The 17,350-nt window shown below is 61.6% G+C and carries 13 protein-coding genes; 1 reads left to right on the top strand and 12 read right to left on the bottom strand.

Features of this window, described 5'->3' with window-relative positions:
- Positions 1 to 13 precede the first annotated feature (13 nt).
- The 12 genes from HU759_RS16150 to HU759_RS16095 all read right to left on the bottom strand — a co-directional run bounded on the left by HU759_RS16150 (position 14) and on the right by HU759_RS16095 (position 16,674).
- Positions 14 to 2,770 carry a malto-oligosyltrehalose synthase gene (locus HU759_RS16150; RefSeq protein WP_186616842.1) on the bottom strand — a complete coding sequence of 919 codons (2,757 nt, stop codon included), beginning with the start codon at positions 2,768 to 2,770 and terminating at the stop codon, positions 14 to 16.
- Positions 2,767 to 4,851 (bottom strand): 4-alpha-glucanotransferase, encoded by a 2,085-nt coding sequence (gene malQ, locus HU759_RS16145; protein WP_099549667.1) that lies wholly within the window; start codon positions 4,849 to 4,851, stop codon positions 2,767 to 2,769. The genes HU759_RS16150 and malQ overlap by 4 nt, the downstream gene beginning before the upstream one ends.
- A complete protein-coding gene (gene treZ, locus HU759_RS16140; protein WP_186616843.1) occupies positions 4,848 to 6,593 on the bottom strand; it encodes a malto-oligosyltrehalose trehalohydrolase in 1,746 nt (581 codons plus the stop codon). Before treZ ends, malQ begins: the two co-directional genes overlap by 4 nt.
- 39 nt (positions 6,594 to 6,632) lie before the next feature.
- Positions 6,633 to 8,189 (bottom strand): glycogen synthase GlgA, encoded by a 1,557-nt coding sequence (gene glgA / locus HU759_RS16135; RefSeq protein ID WP_169986213.1) that lies wholly within the window; start codon positions 8,187 to 8,189, stop codon positions 6,633 to 6,635.
- 603 nt (positions 8,190 to 8,792) lie between these two features.
- Positions 8,793 to 9,743, bottom strand: a complete 951-nt coding sequence (locus HU759_RS16130) for a D-2-hydroxyacid dehydrogenase family protein (protein ID WP_186616844.1) — start codon at positions 9,741 to 9,743, stop codon at positions 8,793 to 8,795.
- 26 nt (positions 9,744 to 9,769) lie between these two features.
- Positions 9,770 to 10,786: an alpha/beta hydrolase gene (locus HU759_RS16125; protein WP_186616846.1), complete on the bottom strand. Its 1,017-nt coding sequence runs from the start codon at positions 10,784 to 10,786 to the stop codon at positions 9,770 to 9,772.
- Between the two features lie 44 nt (positions 10,787 to 10,830).
- The gene (locus HU759_RS16120) at positions 10,831 to 11,274 is read right to left on the bottom strand and encodes a YqaA family protein (protein ID WP_017138910.1); all 444 of its coding nucleotides are present in this window, start codon (positions 11,272 to 11,274) and stop codon (positions 10,831 to 10,833) included.
- A gap of 3 nt (positions 11,275 to 11,277) precedes the next feature.
- Positions 11,278 to 11,724, bottom strand: a complete 447-nt coding sequence (locus HU759_RS16115) for a DUF411 domain-containing protein (protein WP_169986211.1) — start codon at positions 11,722 to 11,724, stop codon at positions 11,278 to 11,280.
- Between the two features lie 112 nt (positions 11,725 to 11,836).
- Positions 11,837 to 12,295, bottom strand: a complete 459-nt coding sequence (locus HU759_RS16110) for an SRPBCC family protein (RefSeq protein WP_017138908.1) — start codon at positions 12,293 to 12,295, stop codon at positions 11,837 to 11,839.
- 90 nt (positions 12,296 to 12,385) lie between these two features.
- The gene (locus HU759_RS16105) at positions 12,386 to 14,380 is read right to left on the bottom strand and encodes a methyl-accepting chemotaxis protein (RefSeq protein ID WP_170037595.1); all 1,995 of its coding nucleotides are present in this window, start codon (positions 14,378 to 14,380) and stop codon (positions 12,386 to 12,388) included.
- A 161-nt stretch (positions 14,381 to 14,541) separates the two neighbouring features.
- Positions 14,542 to 15,438 (bottom strand): calcium-binding protein, encoded by an 897-nt coding sequence (locus HU759_RS16100; RefSeq protein ID WP_080593797.1) that lies wholly within the window; start codon positions 15,436 to 15,438, stop codon positions 14,542 to 14,544.
- Positions 15,439 to 15,762: 324 nt separating this feature from the next.
- Positions 15,763 to 16,674, bottom strand: a complete 912-nt coding sequence (locus HU759_RS16095; RefSeq protein WP_017138905.1) for an AraC family transcriptional regulator — start codon at positions 16,672 to 16,674, stop codon at positions 15,763 to 15,765.
- 102 nt (positions 16,675 to 16,776) lie between these two features.
- Between HU759_RS16095 and HU759_RS16090 the strand changes: the two genes are divergently transcribed.
- The gene (locus tag HU759_RS16090) at positions 16,777 to 17,337 is read left to right on the top strand and encodes a carboxymuconolactone decarboxylase family protein (protein WP_170037592.1); all 561 of its coding nucleotides are present in this window, start codon (positions 16,777 to 16,779) and stop codon (positions 17,335 to 17,337) included.
- The last annotated feature ends 13 nt before the right edge of the window (positions 17,338 to 17,350 follow it).

The raw sequence follows: 17,350 nt of genomic DNA, 5'->3' as shown, positions 1-17,350 counted from the left end.
TCACAGAAAATTTTCAGCTTTCTTGATCATCGGGATTGATAAAGACATTGACCGGGAAATCCCCCAGGGCAGCGCTGATCAACAGCTCCTTGTTTGGTGTGACTGCGCCTGTATGAAAAAGTCCCTTCCAGTTTTGTGTTGTGGTGGCGAACGGTAATTTCACCTGCGTATCGCCCCAAACCTGCGCATTGATATGGGGTTGTTCACTGTTTTCCAGCAGGCGATGGGGCCAGCGTGGCACCACCACCAGCAGGTGTTTGCCTTGATACGTGCGGCAAAATGCGACGACGTGATCGGCGTGTTTGCCTACCACTTCCAGCGGCGTGTAGCTGCCGCGTTGGAAGCGTTCGGCGTTGGCCTTGCGCACGGCCAGCACCTGGGCAATCAGCGCCTGTTTGATACGCCCGTCGCGCCAATGGGACAACAGCTCGCCGACGTCCGGCGGTGTGTTCAACGCCTGTTGCCGTGCGTTGAAATCCACCGGGCGGCGGTTGTCCGGGTCTACCAGGCTGAAGTCCCAGAACTCATCGCCCTGGTACAAATCCGGTACACCCGGCACGGTGATACGAAGCAAGGATTGCGCCAGGCCGTTCAGTGCGCCCGCCGGGGCGATGGCCTGGGCGGCGCTGCCGATGGCGTTGCGTAACGGGGTGCCGGCATCGCTGAGCAACAGGCGTGACAGGAAGGCATCGACCGCCTGTTCATAGGCTTCGTTGGGCGCGCTCCAACTGCTTTGCAACTTGGCTTCGCGCAGGGCTTTTTGCTGCCATTGCCACAGGCGTTGCTGGTAACCCTGCATGTCCGGGTTGCTATCCAGCGGCCAACTGCCGAGCAGCACTTGGTAAAGGATCAGTTCATCGCCCGCCGACGGGCTGTGTGCATCGTCGCGCAACGGTGCGGCGAGGCGGCGCCAATGCTCGACTTGTTCGACGTACCACGGCGCGCATTCACTCAGTACCGCCAGGCGCGCTCGCGTGTCTTCGCCGCGCTTGTGGTCGTGAGTGGCGGTGGCCAGCAGGTTGTCGGGGAAGGTCTGCAGGCGCTGTTGATTGGCCGCATGAAAGTCCGCCAGCGGTGCACTGAACTGTTCGGTGCTGAAGCCCACATCGTTACGCGACAGTAGCACCGCCGAGCGGTAGAAGGCGGTGTCTTCCACGGCCTTGGCCGCCGCCGGCGACGTGAGCTGCTGGAAGCGCACGCAGGCATGCTTGAGCATCTTGCGTTCACGCCCGACCGGGCGGTTGCGCCACGGCTGGCCGCCCAGCCATTTTTCCAGGTGGTCGAGCACCGGCCAGTCGCCTTCGCCCAAGGTGCTGCGAGCACCGGACAAGGCTTGCAGGAAAAACACATCATCGTGCGCACTGCGCCCACGGGCACTGATATAAGTGCGGTACACCGGGAAGTGCACGATCAGCTCCTGCAAGGCACGGCGGATTGCGCCCAGGGTCAGGTCGCGGGTCATCACGTCGTCGCGGGCCACTTGCAGCAGGGCCTGGGCCACACTCTCGAAGTCACCGGCCAGGGAACCGTTGAGAATCTGCTGGCGGGCCAGCCAGGCTTCTTCGATAAACGCGGCGGGCCGTTCACTGTGGCGCGTCCACAGCTCCGCCAACGGCGCAAAGCCTGTCGGGTCGTGCTGCAACAGCGACAGCTGGTTCATGAATTCATAGCCGGTGGTGCCATCCACCTGCCAGTCTTCGCGCAGGGTTTCGCCTTCACCGAGGATTTTTTCTACAAAGATCGGCAAATGCCGCGTTGGCGAGAGCGAGTCCACGCGCCTGCGCAACTTGCGGCAATACCCGCGTGGGTCAGCCAACCCGTCGATATGGTCGATGCGCAAGCCGTCCACCAGCCCTTGGCTGATCAGCTCGAAAATCTTGCCGTGGGTGGCTTCGAACACGGCGCTGCGTTCTACGCGCAGGCCGCCGAGTTCGTTGACGTCGAAGAAGCGCCGCCAGTTGATATCGTCCGCTGCGGTGCGCCAACTGGCCAGCCGATAAACCTGTTGTTCCAGCAAGGCGTGCAAGTGATTGAAGCCGTCCGGCTGGCGCCCATCAAATTCGGCCAGCTGGCGTTCGATGGCGTGCAGCACCGAGGCTTCGGTGGCCCGTTCGGCCAGCACGTGTTTGAGCCAGCCGGCTTCGGTGTAGGCGTCATCCTGGTAGGCAAGGGCGCTGAAACGCTCGGCCAGGGGCTTCAACAATTCATCGCCGCCCAGAATCATGGCGTAGTCACGCGGGCAAATCGGGAAGCGGTGCTCGTAATGCTCGACGTAAAAACCGCCCTGCACGGCATCGAACTTGAGCGCCAGGTTGCCGCTTTGCAGCGCTTCACCGTAGTCGCTGCCCAGAAACGGCATCAGCAATTGGCCCTTGAGCAGCGGGTCCGGCGAGTGCCACTGGATATCGAAAAACTCACTGTAGGGACTCAGGCGGCCCCATTCCAAGAGGTCCAGCCACCACGGGTTGTCTGCACCGCCGACGGCCATATGGTTGGAGACGATATCGAGGATCAGCCCCATCCCATGCTCACGCAGTGCCGCAACCAGCCTGTGCAAGGCCGGCTCGCCGCCAAGTTCGGGGTTGACGCGGGTCGGGTCAACCACATCGTAGCCGTGCATGGAACCGGCGCGGGCGGCCAGCAGCGGCGAGGCATACAGGTGGCTGATGCCCAGTTGGGCGAAGTAGGGCACCAGGGGCACGGCATCATCCAGGGTGAAGCCTTTGTGAAATTGCAGGCGCTGGGTCGCGCGCAGGGGTAATGCGTTCATCGGTCACGCTCATGGGCCTGGTTGCGCGCCACGGCCAGCAGCTCCAGGCGGCGGGCGGCGCTGTCGTTGTCGAGCAGGCTGGCGGCTTCACCCGGCAGGCGGCGGCGCCAATTGGGGTGGGTGTCGGTGGTGCCGGGCAGGTTGGCTTGTTCCTCGATGCCCAGCGCGTCTTCCAGCGGCAACAGCACCAACGGCGCGCGGGTGTGGCCCAGGTAGCGCACGCTGGCGTCGAGCATGTGGTCGGTGTCATTGCGGATTTCATCGACGAAGTTCTGCGGGTCCTGGCTCAAGGCCTGGCGCAGCGCCTGGCGTTCGCGCAGGCGGTGTTCGCTCCATTGCTCCACGGTGGGCGCATCAATCAGGCCCAGCTGGATATTCCATTCGATATCGCGGCTGTGCCACCAGCCGTTGAGGGTTGGCAAGTCGTGGGTGCTGGTGGTAGCCAGGGCGTTGTCCGGCCAGTCGAGGATCGGCTTGAAGTGGCCGTCGTGGTTTTGTTCAAAGAGTAAGACGCGCATGCCCAGGATCGAGCGGCCGCTGAGTTTTTCGCGCAGGCCATCGGGCACGGTGCCCAGGTCTTCACCGAGCACGATGGCCTGGTGGCGGTGGGATTCCAGCGCCAGCAGGCGCAGCAGGTCATCCACCGGGTAGTACAAATACGCGCCTTCGCGCGGCGTAGCGTCCATGGGGATGACCCACAGGCGTTGCAGGCCCATCACATGGTCAATGCGCAGGCCGCCGGCGTGGGCGAAGTTGGCCCGCAGCATTTCGATAAAGGCGCGAAAGCCGTTGCGCTTGAGACCTTCAGGGGAAAACGCCGAGATGCCCCAGCCTTGACCCGCGCGGTTGAGAATGTCCGGTGGCGCGCCGACGGTAAGGTTGGCGAGTAGCTCGTCCTGCCGGCTCCACGCCTGGCTGCCGCCGCCATCGGCACCGACCGCCAGGTCTGCGATCAGGCCGATGCCCATGCCGCTGCCACGCGCGGCTTGTTGCGCGCGCTCCAGGCTGCGTGCGATCAGCCATTGGCAGAAGGCAAAATAGCCGATCTCATTCGTATGGTCGGCGGCAAATTGCGTCAGCGCCGGGCTCTGAGGCGAGCGCCATGCTTCGGGCCAGTGGCGCCAGTCGAGGTCTTCACCGGCGGCGGCACGCAAGGCTTGCACGGCTTCAAAGCGACAGTGGTTCTCCAGGGCTTCGCCGCCGGCCTGGCGAAAGCTCAGGAAGTCGGCGTGTTGCGGGTGCTGGCCGTGGCGGAAATCTTCATACAAGGCACGCAACAGGCGCTGCTTGGCGCGGGCGGCGGTGGGCCAGTCGATCAAGGTGAGCTGTTCCAGGGCGTGCAGCTCATCCGTAAGGTCCAGTGCCTCGATGGCGTTGCGCACTTCGCGCTCGCCAAGGATGCAGGCGGGCGAGGCGTACAGGCTGTTGAGGAACAGGCGGCTGGAAGGTGAGTAGGGGCTGTAGCGCTCGGTGTCGGCGCTGAACATCGCATGCATCGGGCTGATGGCCAAGGCATCGGCGCCGCGTTCGGCGGCGCTGCGGGCCAGGTGCTCCAATGCCAGGGTGTCACCGAAGCCGCCGTCACCCAGGCGGCGCAGTGCATACAGCTGCGCACTCAGGCCCCAGGCGCGGGCCGGTTGGCTGTCGACCGCTTCAGCGACGCTGTAGCAATGGGTAGGGGCCACGGCCAGGGTGAAGGTTTGGTCGTCGATATGCACCTGGTGATAACCCAGCGCGATTACGCCGGGCAGTTCGGCATTGCCGTCCAGGCGCAATTCCAGGGTTTCGCCCTGTTCCAGGCTGACGCGGCACGGTGTGTCCGGGGCGAAGTAATGCGCGAGGTCCAGACCCACGCCGGTGTCCACGGTCATCAGCGGTGGCAGGTGCTTGTCTTGTTGCACCCGTTCCATTTCGAGCAGGCTGGCATTGATCTCGGCGTCAGTATCGGCCGGGTGGCCCAGGCCTTTGAGGACGGCACGCAAGGCGGCGGGTTCGACATGTTGCGGACGGCCGTTTGCGTCGATCCAATCGACGGCCAGGCCCGCGCGGCTGGCGAGTATTTCCAGGTTCGCTTCGCTCAAGGGTGATCTCCAACAGGGGATAAGGCGACGCGTGCGCTGAACGGCGCCAGTTGCGCGCCTTCATGGGCAGACGTCTCGAATAGCAGGTGCGGCGGCGCCGGGTGATCCAGCGGCGTGGCACCCAGGTTCAGGTCAATCTGCAACAGGCTGCCGTTGCCCAGGCGCCAGCGCGCGGTGACGGCGCCGTCGGCCAGTACCTGCGCGCCCAGGGCCACGCTGCCGGGCAAGTGCGGCACGATGTGCCGATGGCGCAGGCTCAGCAGCTGACGGTAAAGCTGCGCGTGTTCGTGCTCGGTGAAGCGGGGCGCCGACTGCAGGAAAGTCGGCAGCGCATTCGGGTCGGGGATCTGTTCGCGCCGCTCAGGGTCTTTAAACGCGGCGAAATCGGCAAATTCGTTGCGTCGGCCCTCGCGCACGGCTTCGGCCAGCTCACCGTGATGATCGGTGAAAAACAGGAACGGCTGCTCGGCGTTGACTTCATCGCCCATAAACATCAGCGGAATCATCGGCGACATCAGCAGTAAGGTGGTGGCCGCCTTCAACGCCTGGGGCGAGCACAGTTGGTGCAGGCGCTCGCCCAGGGCGCGGTTGCCGACCTGGTCGTGGTTTTGCAAAAACGCCACGAAGGCGCTGGGTGGCAGATCACCACTGGGTTCGCCGCGCGCATGGCCGTGACGGGTGGTGTGGCCTTGGTAGATAAAACCTTCGCCCAGGCAGCGCGCGAGCTTCTCGGTGGGGTCTTGTGCGAAGTCGCTGTAATACGCATCCGTTTCGCCCGTGAGCAGTACGTGCAGTACGTTATGGAAGTCGTCATTCCACTGCGCATCAAAGTCGTGCTTGAGCAGGCGGGCCTGGTTGAGTTCGTTTTCCAGCACCAGCCATACGTGCCGGCCGGTGTCCACCTGCTGGCGTACCCGTTGCGCAAGTTCCTTGAGGAAACCGGGGTTGTCGATGGCGTGTACCGCGTCCAGGCGCAGGCCGTCGAAGCGGTACTCGAGCAACCACATCAGTGCGTTGTCGAGGAAAAAGTCGCGCACCTCACGGCGATCAAAATCAATCCCGGCGCCCCACGGCGTGTGCACGTCTTCTTCAAAGAAGCCTTGGGCGTACTGGCCCAGGTAATTGCCATCGGGGCCGAAGTGGTTGTAGACCACATCCAGGATCACCGCCAAACCGTGTTCGTGGGCACTGTCGATCAGGGCCTTGAGTTGTTCGGGGGAGCCATAGGAGGCTTGCGGGGCGTAGGGCAGCACCCCGTCGTAGCCCCAATTGCGCTCGCCGGGAAATTGCGCCAGCGGCATCAGTTCAATGGCGGTCACGCCCAGTTCGGCCAGGCGTGGCAGGTGCTTTTGCACGCCAGCATAGCCACCCAGTGCGCCCACATGCAGTTCGTAGATCACCGCCTCATGCCAAGGGCGACCTTGCCACTGGCTGTGTCGCCATTGATAGGCGAGGGGGTCGACGACCACGCTCCAGCCGTGCACGTCGAGTGCCTGGGCCCGGGATGCCGGGTCCGGCACGTCCTGTTCGCCATCAATGTTGTAGCGGTAACAAGTGCCCGCCGGGCACTCGGTTTCTACCTCGAACCAGCCATCTGCCTGGGGCAGCATGGCGATGGACTTGCCGTCTTGCAATTCAACGCTGACATAAAACGCGTCTGGCGCCCACAAGGCAAAACGCGTGTGTTGCGCGTCCAGCATGATTGCGCCGTGGGGCCAGGTTTCCAGAGTCCGTGACGGCATCTATGAAGACCTCCCTTTTTTGAAACAACAACCAAAAAATTACTTCGTGGGTTTCCCCAGGGCCTTGGCCACCAGTTGCTCGTATAGCTCGGCGTAGGGTTCCACCGCCTGGCACCAGTTGAACGGTTGGGTCATGGAGCGGCTGCGCATGGCGTTAAGCAGGCCTTTATTGGCAAACACCCTGAACGCGCGGCTCAGTGCTTCTTTATAGCTCTCGACAGTGGACTCATTGAACAGGAAGCCGGTGACGCCATTTTCGATGGTGTCCGCCAAGCCGCCGGTATTGCGCGCCACCGGCAGCGAGCCGAAACGCTGGGCGTACATCTGGCTCAAGCCACACGGCTCATAGCGCGAGGGCATCAGCAGGAAATCGCTGCCGGCGAACATGCGCCGTGCATCGGTTTCGTTGAAGCCGATGCGCACCCCGACCTGGCCAGGAAAGCGCAGGGCCAGTTCGCGCATGGCGTGTTCTTCTTCCGGCTCGCCACGGCCGATGATGGCGATCTGGCCACCGTTCTCGACAATAAAGCTGCTGACCGCTTCGGTCAGGTCCAGGCCTTTTTGGTACACTAGGCGCGATACCACCGCGAACAGCGGGCCGCTGGACTCGTGCAGGCCGAACAGCTCGCGCACATGGGCGGCATTTACGGCTTTGCCCTCCCAGTCGCCAATATTGAAGTTATGGGTCAGATGCGTGTCGGTGGAGGTTTCCCAGCTTTCGTCGATGCCATTGGGAATCCCGCTGAGCAGGCCTTGCTGGGTCTTGCTGGCGAGGAAGCCGTCGAGGCCACAGCCGAATTCCGGGGTGGTGATTTCCTGGGCGTAGGTCGCACTCACGGTGGTGATATGGCTGGAATACGCCATGCCCGCCTTGAGGAACGACATCTTGCCGTAGAACTCCATGCCTTCCTGTTGCAGGGCATGGGGTGGAATGCCCAATTCCGGGGTCGACGCCAGGCTGACCACCCCCTGGTAGGCGAGGTTATGAATGGTGAACAGCGTGGGGGTGCGCGACCCACGCCAGTGCATATAAGCCGGCGCCAGGCCAGCCGGCCAGTCATGGGCGTGCACCAGGTCCGGGCACCAGTGGATCTGCGCCAGGTTGGCGGCCATGTCGGCGGCGGCCAGGCCCAGGCGAGCGAAACGGATATGGTTGTCCGGCCAGTCGCGGCCATTGTTGGCGCCGTAGGGCGTGCCTTCACGCTCGTAGAGCTCGGGGCAGATCAGCACATAGATGACCAGGCCATCCTTGAGGTCCATGCGCCCGATCTTGCACGGCGGCAGCGCTGCGTGCCCGCCCAGCTCGCCAATGATATGGATCGGGTTGTCACTTTCCATTACCTGCGGGTAGCCCGGGATCAACACGCGCACATCATGCAGGTGCGCCATGGCGCGGGGCAGGGCAGCGGAGACGTCGCCCAGGCCGCCGGTTTTCACCAGGTCGGCGAATTCGGACGTCACAAACAGGACTTTCTTACGATTAGGGTTCTGACTCACGATCGGCCGCACAGTGTTGGGCAGGTCGGCCAACGAAGTCGGTCCCCCTGCCGGCTGACTAAAACGCTCTCCCTGAGTATCGACTGCAGCACTGATCATAGTTCTCTCCTACATGTTTGGTCGGCTGATGGCCCGCTGCCATCGGCTCCGATTGGCCACATCCTGCGGCCAGGCGCACAAGCACAGTACAAGCTGGCAAGGCGTATGCCAGTTGCACCCATTGCGAAAAAAGAGTGGATGGACGGGCGTTCGGCTGAAGCGCCTGCGCTCGTCTCCCTTAAAAACTTGACCTGCGGCAGAGTTGTAAAGTTTCGATTTTTTGCGGGGTTTTTGTTTTGAAACGGACCCATCGGTCATCAGTCTAGGACAGATCCCAGAGACTGTACGGTTTCTAGGGGTTTTTTGTAGGACAAAAAACTTGTAACGATATGCACCGTTCGGAACTTGCGGTGATTTTGGGAGAACGGCGGATAATTGAAGTGAAAAGAGCTGGTGTGGCGAGCAGGCTTGTTGTGGCGAGCAGGCTTGCCCTGCGTTGGAGCGCGCAGCGCTCCCAAATCGCTCAATCGGTGCATCAGATAGACCGGGTGTGCTCATTATGGGGCTGCTGCGCAGCCCAACGCAGGGCAAGCCTGCTCGCCACAACAAGCTTGCATGCCACAACAAGCCTGCATGGCAAGACAAGCTTGCTTGCGATACCGCTTATAGGCTACGAATCGGCGTCCCGCTGGCCCAGGCTTGGATGTCTTCGATCATCTGCTGATAAAACTGCCGATAATTCTGTTCACTCACATACCCAACGTGCGGCGTGGCCAACACATTCGGCAAACGCCGGAAGGGATGATCAACCGGCAGTGGCTCTTCGCTATACACATCCAATGCGGCCCCCGCCAGTCGCCCGGCCGATAACGCCTCGATCAGCGCCTGCTCATTCACAATCGGCCCACGTGAGGTATTGACCAGGCGCGCACTCGGTTTCATCCAACCCAGCGCCTGCGTATCCACCAGGCCGCGACTGCGCTCGCTGAGCACCAGATGCACGCTCAGAATATCCGCCTGCTCGAACAACTCACGCTTGCTGACCCAGCTCACACCCGCCTCTGCGGCCCGCTCCGGCGTAAGGTTCTCGCTCCAGGCAATCACGCGCATGCCAAATGCCTGGCCAAACTGCGCAACCTTCTGGCCGATGCTGCCCAGTCCGAGAACCCCCAGGGTTTTGCCATACAGATCGCCACCCAGCCCGACCTGCCAACCGCCGGCGCGCAGTGAGTTGGCTTCGGCCAGCAGGTTGCGGGTCGAGGCCATGATCAGCGCCCAGGTTAACTCCGGCGCCGCCTGCCTGTAGCTGTCGGTGCCGCACACCTGGATGCCCAGGGCTTTAGCGGCGGCTATGTCGATGGCCGCGTTGCGCATGCCGCCGGTCACCAGCAGTTTCAGCTTGGGCAGGCCTTGCAACAGGGCCTGATCGAAGGTCGAGCGCTCGCGCATCAGGCAAATCACGTCGAACCCCTGCAAACGTTCAACCATCGTGGCGGTATCGGCGGGGTAATCGTGCAGAAAATGCACCTGGCCCACCGCCGCCAATGCCGACCAATCCACCACACCACTGGCCACATTCTGCCAATCATCAATGACTGCGATCTGTACCGACATTCAGGAGTGCCTCGAAAAAGGTTGGATTAAAGGGCATTCAACCCCTGTAACAGTGCCTTATGAAACTGCGCCGGTTCTTCCATCTGCGGTGCGTGGCCCAGGCCCGGGAATTCCACCAGGGTCGCATGGGGGATCAGCTTGGCCACCTGCTTGCCCAGCACGTCGTAGTGACCGAGCCTGGCCTTGACCGCCGGCGGCGCGATATCGCTGCCAATGGCGGTGGTGTCGGACGTGCCGATCAACAGCAGCGTGGGCATCTGCAAATCCTTGAACTCGTAGTACACCGGTTGGGTGAAGATCATGTCGTAAATCAGCGCCGAGTTCCATGCGACCTGGGTATGGCCCGGGCCATTATTGAGGCCGGCAAGCATGTCGACCCAACGTTCGTATTCCGGTTTCCAGCGCCCGACGTAGTAAGTGTTGAGTTCATACTGGCGAATGCCGTCGGCGCTGAGTTTCAACTCGCGCTCATACCACTGGTCGACGCTGCGATACGGTACGCCCAAGGCTTTCCAGTCTTCCAGGCCGATGGGATTGACCAGTGCCAACTGCTCGGTTTGTTGCGGATACAACAGTGCATAACGGGTGGCGAGCATGCCGCCGGTGGAATGGCCGATGAGGGTGGCCTTCTGAATGCCGAGTTTCTCCAGCAGTTGGTGGGTATTGATCGCCAGTTGCTGGAAGCTGTACTGGTAGTGGTCCGGTTTGCTGGAGGTGCAAAACCCGATCTGGTCCGGCGCGATCACACGGTAACCCGCTTCGCTCAAGGCCTTGATCGAATCTTCCCAAGTGGCGCCGCAAAAGTTCTTGCCGTGCATCAACACCACGCTGCGGCCATTGGCACGGCCCTTGGCGGGCACGTCCATATAACCCATGTGCAGGGTTTTGCCTTGGGACTGGAAACTGAAATGTTCGACCGGGTGAGGGTATTGAAAGCCTTGCAGCTCGGGGCCATAGGTAGTGGCAAGGGGAGCAGCGGCGAGGGCGGGAGCGGCGCTCGCCGTGAGCAGGCCGGTGATGCAAAAGGCGCGGATTAGCGACATGAACAGGGCTCCGGAAGGAATGCCCGGATGCTGTTGCGAGGGGATTAAGTGGGGATTAACACCCAGTGCAGGGTCAGCGCCGCCAGCACGCCATAACGCAGGCTCTTGGCCAGCGTGACCAACAGCAAAAACCGCCACAGCGGTTCGCGCATTACCCCAGCGACCAAGGTCAGCGGGTCACCGATGATCGGCACCCAACTGAGCAATAACGTCCAGTGCCCCCAGCGTTCGTAATGGCGACTGGCCTTGTCGAGTTGCTTTGCGCTGACCGGAAACCAGCGGCGATCCTTGAAGTGTTCAACCCAGCGGCCCAGCCACCAATTGACCACCGACCCCAGGACATTGCCCACCGTCGCAATACCCAGCAGCAGCCACAGGCTGTAGTGGCCGCTGAGCAATAAGCCAACCAGCACGGCTTCCGATTGCAGTGGTAACAAGGTTGCTGCGCCAAAGGCGGCAAAAAACAGCCCCAGGTAACCGGCGAGCATTAATCAGTGGGCCGGGTAGTCAGCCACCACCACATCCTGACCGTCGCGCGTCAGGCCGATGACCTGGTAGGCCTCGCGGCGGTCACCCATTTCCATACCGGGCGAGCCCATGGGCATGCCGGGCGCGGCAATGCCTAGCAGATCATCGCGTTCGCGCAGTGCCAGCACCTGCTCGGCGGGCACATGGCCTTCGACGAACTTGCCGTCGATCACGGCGGTATGGCACGAGCCCAGGCGCGGCGCTACGCCCAGGCGCTGCTTGACGGCGCTCATATCGGCTTCGACATGGTCATTAACCTTGAAACCGTTGGTTTCAAGGTGACTGATCCATTTTTTGCAGCAACCGCAGTTGGCATCGCGGTGCACGTCGATTGGGATCAGGTCGGCCGCCTGGGCCAGTGTGGTGGTGAACAGGGCGCAAAGTAGGGCCAGTCGCAGGGGGTTTTTCATGTGGGGCTCGTGGGCAAGAGGACGGCGTCGGGATTTTGCGGCGATCATGACGACGTCATCGCAGGCAAGCCAGCTCCCACAGGGTGAGCGGGGTGGCAGTAATGTTTCTAAATTATACGAAAGCCGCGTTTTCAAGGCGGTGCTTGAGTTGGTCCAGCGCAATGGTCGACAGGTCGATCATGCGCGCGTGCAAGGTGGCCAATTGCAATTCGGTTTCGTAGGTGAGCACCCGTTTGAACAGCGTGCCGCCACGGTGGGGTTGCAGGAAGTAGTGAATCGAACCGTCTACCGCGAGGGAGGTGAACACGGTCTTGAATTCACTGGGGCGGCGGGCGATTTGTACGCGATAGCTCATGGGGACGCGCACGCCCAGCAGGTCGATGATTTCGGTAAAGCGCGTGCCGGCCGGCAGTGAGCCGGTGGTGCCGGTGTCGGCACTCAGGGAGGTGGGGTGCCACTCGTGCCAGCGATCCGGCTGGGTCACATAGTCGTAGATGACCTCGATTGGCGCCTGGATAAAGCGTTCCTGACTGATCCGCTCCAAGCGGGCCGAATGCTCAGCTGCATGCATGACACACCTCCTGTGTGGCGAGAGTTTGTCCTGAGAACTGTCAGAATAGTCCCACTCCCGCGCATTGCACGGGAGTGTCTCAGTCTTTTATCAGCGCACCTTGAAGCGGCCCATCAATGCAATGACCCGGCCATTGGCATCCAACAGGCTCTGAGTGTTGGTTTGGGTGGCGTGGCCACTTTCTACCAACTCATCGACCATCTGTCGGATCTGCACCATGCTGCGGTTGATCTCCTCGGTCACTGCGCTTTGCTGCTCGGCCGCCGTGGCGATCTGGGTGCTGAGGTTATTGATATGGCTGACGGAACCGGCCATCTCATCCAGCCCGGTGTTCACCCGTGCCGTGGCATCCGCCGCCGACTGGCAACTGGCCTGGGTGTTTTCCATGGCCGCCACCGACGAACTCACGCCGGTGGTCAGGCGCGCGAGCATCTCGTTGATCTGCGAGGTGCTGGCCTGGGTCCGTGCCGCCAGCGCCCGTACTTCATCGGCCACCACCGCAAAACCACGGCCTTGCTCGCCAGCCCGCGCTGCTTCAATGGCTGCGTTAAGGGCCAGCAGGTTGGTCTGGCCGGCAATCGCGCCGATCACGCCGAGGGTTTCGGTGATGCGTGCAGCGTCCTGGCGCATGGCCTCCACGGTGTGGGTGGCGCTGGCGACTTCGCCGATCAAGGCGCTGACACTGGTGGACGCTTCGCCCACCACCACGCGGGAGCGGTCGGCATGCTCGTTGGCGCGCTGGGTGAACGAGGCGGTTTCCGCCGCGTTTTGCGCGACGGTGTCGGCAGTCGAGCTCATTTGCGTGATGGCGGTGACGGTCTGGTCGGTCTCCGAGGCGTGGCGCACCAGGATCTGGTTGGTGTGGGCCGATGTCTGCTGCAGTTGCGCCAGGCTCGACGACATGGCGCCCGTGGCCTGGGTCACTTCACCAATCATGTTCTGCAAGTAGACGATAAAGTGGTTGACCGAATGGCCGATGGCGCCCAGTTCGTCTTCGGCGCGAATGGTGATGCGTCGCGTCAGATCGGCGTCGCCGGCTGACAAGGCATCGATATTGGTCTTCAACGACTTCATGCGCTGCACCAGTTGGCGGATCGCATAGGCGGCCAGCAGCACCAGCAGCAACACCATGGGAATTTGCAGCAGGGCCAGGCTGCCGAGCACGTCATCACGCTGGGCAGTGATCAACGAGGTCGGCAGGGCGGTGGCGAGGAACCACGGCGTGCCCTCGATCGGGCGCAGGTAGAAGGTGCTGGCCACGCCCTGGTTGTCGAACTCGTTACGCACAAGCCCTTGGTCACGATGGGCCAGGGCTTGACTCACTTGGGCGGCAAACGCCGAGGTGCTGGCCAGCTCGCTGATGTTCTTCAACACCACCGGGCCGCTGATGCGCGAACTGTTGCTGATGATCTTGCCGTCGCCTTCAACGATCAGCATCTGGCCGCCGATGTCTTTTTCCTTGCTGGCCACCAGCTCATTGAAGAACCCCAGGGTTACGTCAATGGTGGCCACGCCATAGGCTGCGCCATCGCGCTGAATGGCCATGGCACAGTTGGTGCGTGGCTCCTGGCTGGCGTCGTCCTTGTAGGCGGCGGCCCAGGCGCACTGGCCGCGCGGCGAGGCGAGGCCGCCTTTGTACCAGCTCTGGTCGTAGTAGTTGGGCGCAGCGTCGCTGTTCCAGAACGTGTTGACCGCCAGTTTGCCCGACGCATCACGGTGCCAGAAGGTGCTGAACTTGTTGCGCCCTGGAGCGCGCTGGTTGGGCAGTGGCCAGATACCGCCGCCGAAGACTTTCAGCTCGCCATACTGGTCCACCAGGCCGGGCAGCACCTTGTCGATGGCATCGCTGTCGAGCAGGGGAATGGTTTGGGTGATGCTACGTTGTTGGGCTTGAACCTTGTTCAGTTCGCCCTGGATGCGCTCAGCCACTTCGGCGACGCGGTTGAGCACCACCTGTTCTTCGGTATGGCGCAGCGTGGGGGCCACCAACTGGCCGATACCGACAACGGTCAACACCAATATCAGCAGGACGAACAGCACCAGAAACAAGGTGTAGCGGGTTTGGATGGAGCGCAGAGGGGGCATGGGATCGTCCTTACGAAGCGTTATTATCGACGCGGCTTTGTTAGAGCTTCGTAGGGCTATCGGCTTGGAGAGAAGGAGCTTTAGGTACGATGGTGCAAAGTGAGTGGGCAACGGTGACCTTGCCGGTGTTCGCCACTGCAAGGTCACCCCTTGAGCTGACCTTATTGGCCAGTGGTGCTCGGTTTCACCTCAGTGAAAGCCGAGCCTTGCGTGGTGTCGAAGTGATCATTGGCGCCAGCGAAAATACGGTCCTTGCTCCGATTATTCCGAATGCGGTCATTACCTTCGCCGGTGAAGAACGACGTACGGTCATGCCCCACCAATTCGTCGTCGCCGCCTTCTCCGTGCAGGTAGTTGTCCCCACTCCCACCCAAGAGCGTGTCGTCGCCGGGACCACCATTGAGAAGGTTCCATTTATGCGCGCTGCTGAACCCGGCCTGGAGGTGGTCGTCGCCAGCCTCGCCGAACAGAATGGTAGGGCCGCTGCCGCCGTACAGCCTGTCGTTGCCGTCGCCACCTTGTGCAACGCCAAAGCCACTGCCCAAGCGCAGCGTATCGTTGCCGTCTTGCCCAAGGAGTCCGGTCGGGCCTGCGCCGGCCTGGAGTCTGTCGTCGCCATCACCCCCCTCGATTAACACGTAATGCTTGACGTCATCCTCGACGATGACTGTGTCATTACCGCCATTGGTCTTGATCAACAGGTTGTTGTTCAAGCTTTGTTGGGGTGGGATATCGACCACATACGACTGTCCGTTGACGATGAACTGCAACTTGTCACCTGGCCAGCTGCGCACGCGAATGATGTCGTCGTCGTTACCGGTTTCAACCTTAAGTTGATTGGCAACAATCTTAGGTTTACCGGGGTACGCCGTGCTCCAGGTGATTTCGCGGCTAAAGGTCACATCGCCTTTTTGGAGCAGTATGTGTGTCCTGACGTCTCGCGCGCCCGGTGACAGGTCGGCGGGTGGATCATAGGGTGAAGGTTTGGGCTTGACCGGCTCGACGCTTGGCACAAGGTGACGCGCGGTTGCTGGGGCGTGAGCGTAGGGAGAGAGCATGGTGATGTCCTTCTCGATAACCAAGGTATAAACCTGACCGCATGTCAGGGCTCCTCTTACGTGGGCGATCGATGCAAGAGCGTTCCTGGCAACCGCGCAGAGCTTGCGACTGGATATGTCGTTCGTCCGGTGATGATCGGCCGTAGAGGGTCAGACCAGGTAGCGCTTGCGCAAAGGCCGGTCCATTTCACGACTGCAGGTATAAACAGGAAGCCTCTCTCATCGCCTAAAACGGTCGGATCGCAATACACCACTGCCGCGTCGGCACGTGAGCCGGGCCTGTTGTGTGGTGCGTTTTCATGCGATTTCCGGCTTTCCTGGTTGCTAATTCCGCCATTGACCTTTGCGATAAGCCCCAGGCTGCTGGCCGGTGGTCTTGTAGAACGCCCGAGTAAACGCTGCCACCGACTGATAACCCACCGCCAGTGACACATCGGCCACGGTCATGTCTTCTTTGAACAGGCGGCAGGCATGGCGCATGCGCATCATCAACAGCACCTGCCCCGGCGATTGCCCGCACAGCTCGCTGAAACGCTTGAAAAATGCCGAGCGCGACAAACCGGTGCAGGCTGCCATGCTTTCCAGGGTCCATGGGTCTGCCGGTCGGGCGATCAATTGCTCGAGCAACTCGGCGAATGCCGGTTGTCGGCCCAGTGCCGCCAGACCGCCCAGTTCGCTGTTATCGATGACTTGCTGACGCAGCACATACAGAAACAATAAATGGCACAAACGCTCGAGCAATGCCGAGGAGGGCGCCGGGACGCGCTCGCACTCTTGCAGGATCAATTCGAACAGATTACGCGCGGCAGTAAGCGATGGGTCGCCGGCGCGCAGGATGATCCAGGCGGGCAAGCCGTCGACGATCATCGCCGACAAACCGGAATGGAAGTGAAAAAAACCGCAGACCAGGCCGACGCCATCTTCGGCGTTGCTGTCCAGCGCCAGCATCGGTCGGCGCGGGCATTCCTGCGCTGCCGCGGCCGTGGCCTCGCCAGACAGCCGATACTCGAGGTCACGCAGCAGAAACACCGCATCACCATTATTCAGGTGATGGGGAAGGGGTTCGCCGTCAATATGCAACCAGCATTGGCCCTGCACAATCAGGTGGAAACTCGCGCTGGCCAGCCCATGGGTGCTGGCATGCCACGCGCCGCAATAGCGGCCGACATGGAACAGGCTGGTGTTGAGTTCGAGGCTGTCTAATAACCAATCAACGAGCGCACTGGACGAATTCATCTAACGGAAAGACTCTAGAGCAAGTAATCGCTACTTTAGCCTATTGAGGCGTTTTTTTATAACCAACAGACTTAGGCGATGAACCCATCAGGAGACCACTCCATGTCCCGTGTACCGTTGCTCACCCCCGAAACCGCTCCGGAAGCGGCCAAGCCCTTCCTGGAAAATGCCCTCAAAGGCTCGGGTTTCATTCCCAACCTGCTCGCCGTGTTGGCCAATGCACCGGCGGCGCTGGAAACCTACATCACCGTGTCCGGGCTCAACGCCAAGTCTGAGCTGAGCCTGGCCGACCGCGAAGTGGTGCAGCTGATTGCCGCCACCACCCACGGCTGCGATTTCTGCGTGGCCGGCCATACCGCTGTCGCGCGCAATAAAGCCAAGCTGCCCGAAGACGTGATTGACGCCCTGCGCCAGCGCGGTGAATTGCCCAACGCCCGTTATGAGACACTCGCCGCCTTCACCCGCGAAGTGATCGCTACCCGTGGCGATGTCAGCGACGCGGGTTTTGAAGCGTTCCGCGCCACCGGTTATACCGAGGGCCAGGCGCTGGAAGTTATTTTGGGCGTCAGCCTGGCAACCCTGTGCAACTTCGCTAACGTGTTTGCCCGTACCCCGCTGAACCCGGAGCTGGCGCAATACCGTTGGGAAAAACCGGCAAGCTGAATCGGCGATGGTC

This window comes from Pseudomonas sp. OE 28.3, assembly GCF_014268205.2.
GTDB classification, from domain to species: Bacteria; Pseudomonadota; Gammaproteobacteria; order Pseudomonadales; family Pseudomonadaceae; genus Aquipseudomonas; species Aquipseudomonas edaphica.
The sequence above is the reverse complement of the archived record's forward strand: the minus strand, read 5'-3'. Positions and strand labels throughout refer to the sequence as shown.

What these genes read in the sequence shown, in the direction of transcription:
- HU759_RS16100 (WP_080593797.1), bottom strand. Translation starts at nt 15,438, where the DNA reads ATGCTCTCTCCCTACGCTCACGCCCCAGCAACCGCGCGTCACCTTGTG.
- glgA (WP_169986213.1), bottom strand. Translation starts at nt 8,189, where the DNA reads ATGATCAGTGCTGCAGTCGATACTCAGGGAGAGCGTTTTAGTCAGCCG.
- HU759_RS16095 (WP_017138905.1), bottom strand. Translation starts at nt 16,674, where the DNA reads ATGAATTCGTCCAGTGCGCTCGTTGATTGGTTATTAGACAGCCTCGAA.
- HU759_RS16130 (WP_186616844.1), bottom strand. Translation starts at nt 9,743, where the DNA reads ATGTCGGTACAGATCGCAGTCATTGATGATTGGCAGAATGTGGCCAGT.
- HU759_RS16120 (WP_017138910.1), bottom strand. Translation starts at nt 11,274, where the DNA reads ATGCTCGCCGGTTACCTGGGGCTGTTTTTTGCCGCCTTTGGCGCAGCA.
- HU759_RS16090 (WP_170037592.1), top strand. Translation starts at nt 16,777, where the DNA reads ATGTCCCGTGTACCGTTGCTCACCCCCGAAACCGCTCCGGAAGCGGCC.
- HU759_RS16115 (WP_169986211.1), bottom strand. Translation starts at nt 11,724, where the DNA reads ATGAAAAACCCCCTGCGACTGGCCCTACTTTGCGCCCTGTTCACCACC.
- HU759_RS16105 (WP_170037595.1), bottom strand. Translation starts at nt 14,380, where the DNA reads ATGCCCCCTCTGCGCTCCATCCAAACCCGCTACACCTTGTTTCTGGTG.
- HU759_RS16110 (WP_017138908.1), bottom strand. Translation starts at nt 12,295, where the DNA reads ATGCATGCAGCTGAGCATTCGGCCCGCTTGGAGCGGATCAGTCAGGAA.
- HU759_RS16125 (WP_186616846.1), bottom strand. Translation starts at nt 10,786, where the DNA reads ATGTCGCTAATCCGCGCCTTTTGCATCACCGGCCTGCTCACGGCGAGC.
- treZ (WP_186616843.1), bottom strand. Translation starts at nt 6,593, where the DNA reads ATGCCGTCACGGACTCTGGAAACCTGGCCCCACGGCGCAATCATGCTG.
- HU759_RS16150 (WP_186616842.1), bottom strand. Translation starts at nt 2,770, where the DNA reads ATGAACGCATTACCCCTGCGCGCGACCCAGCGCCTGCAATTTCACAAA.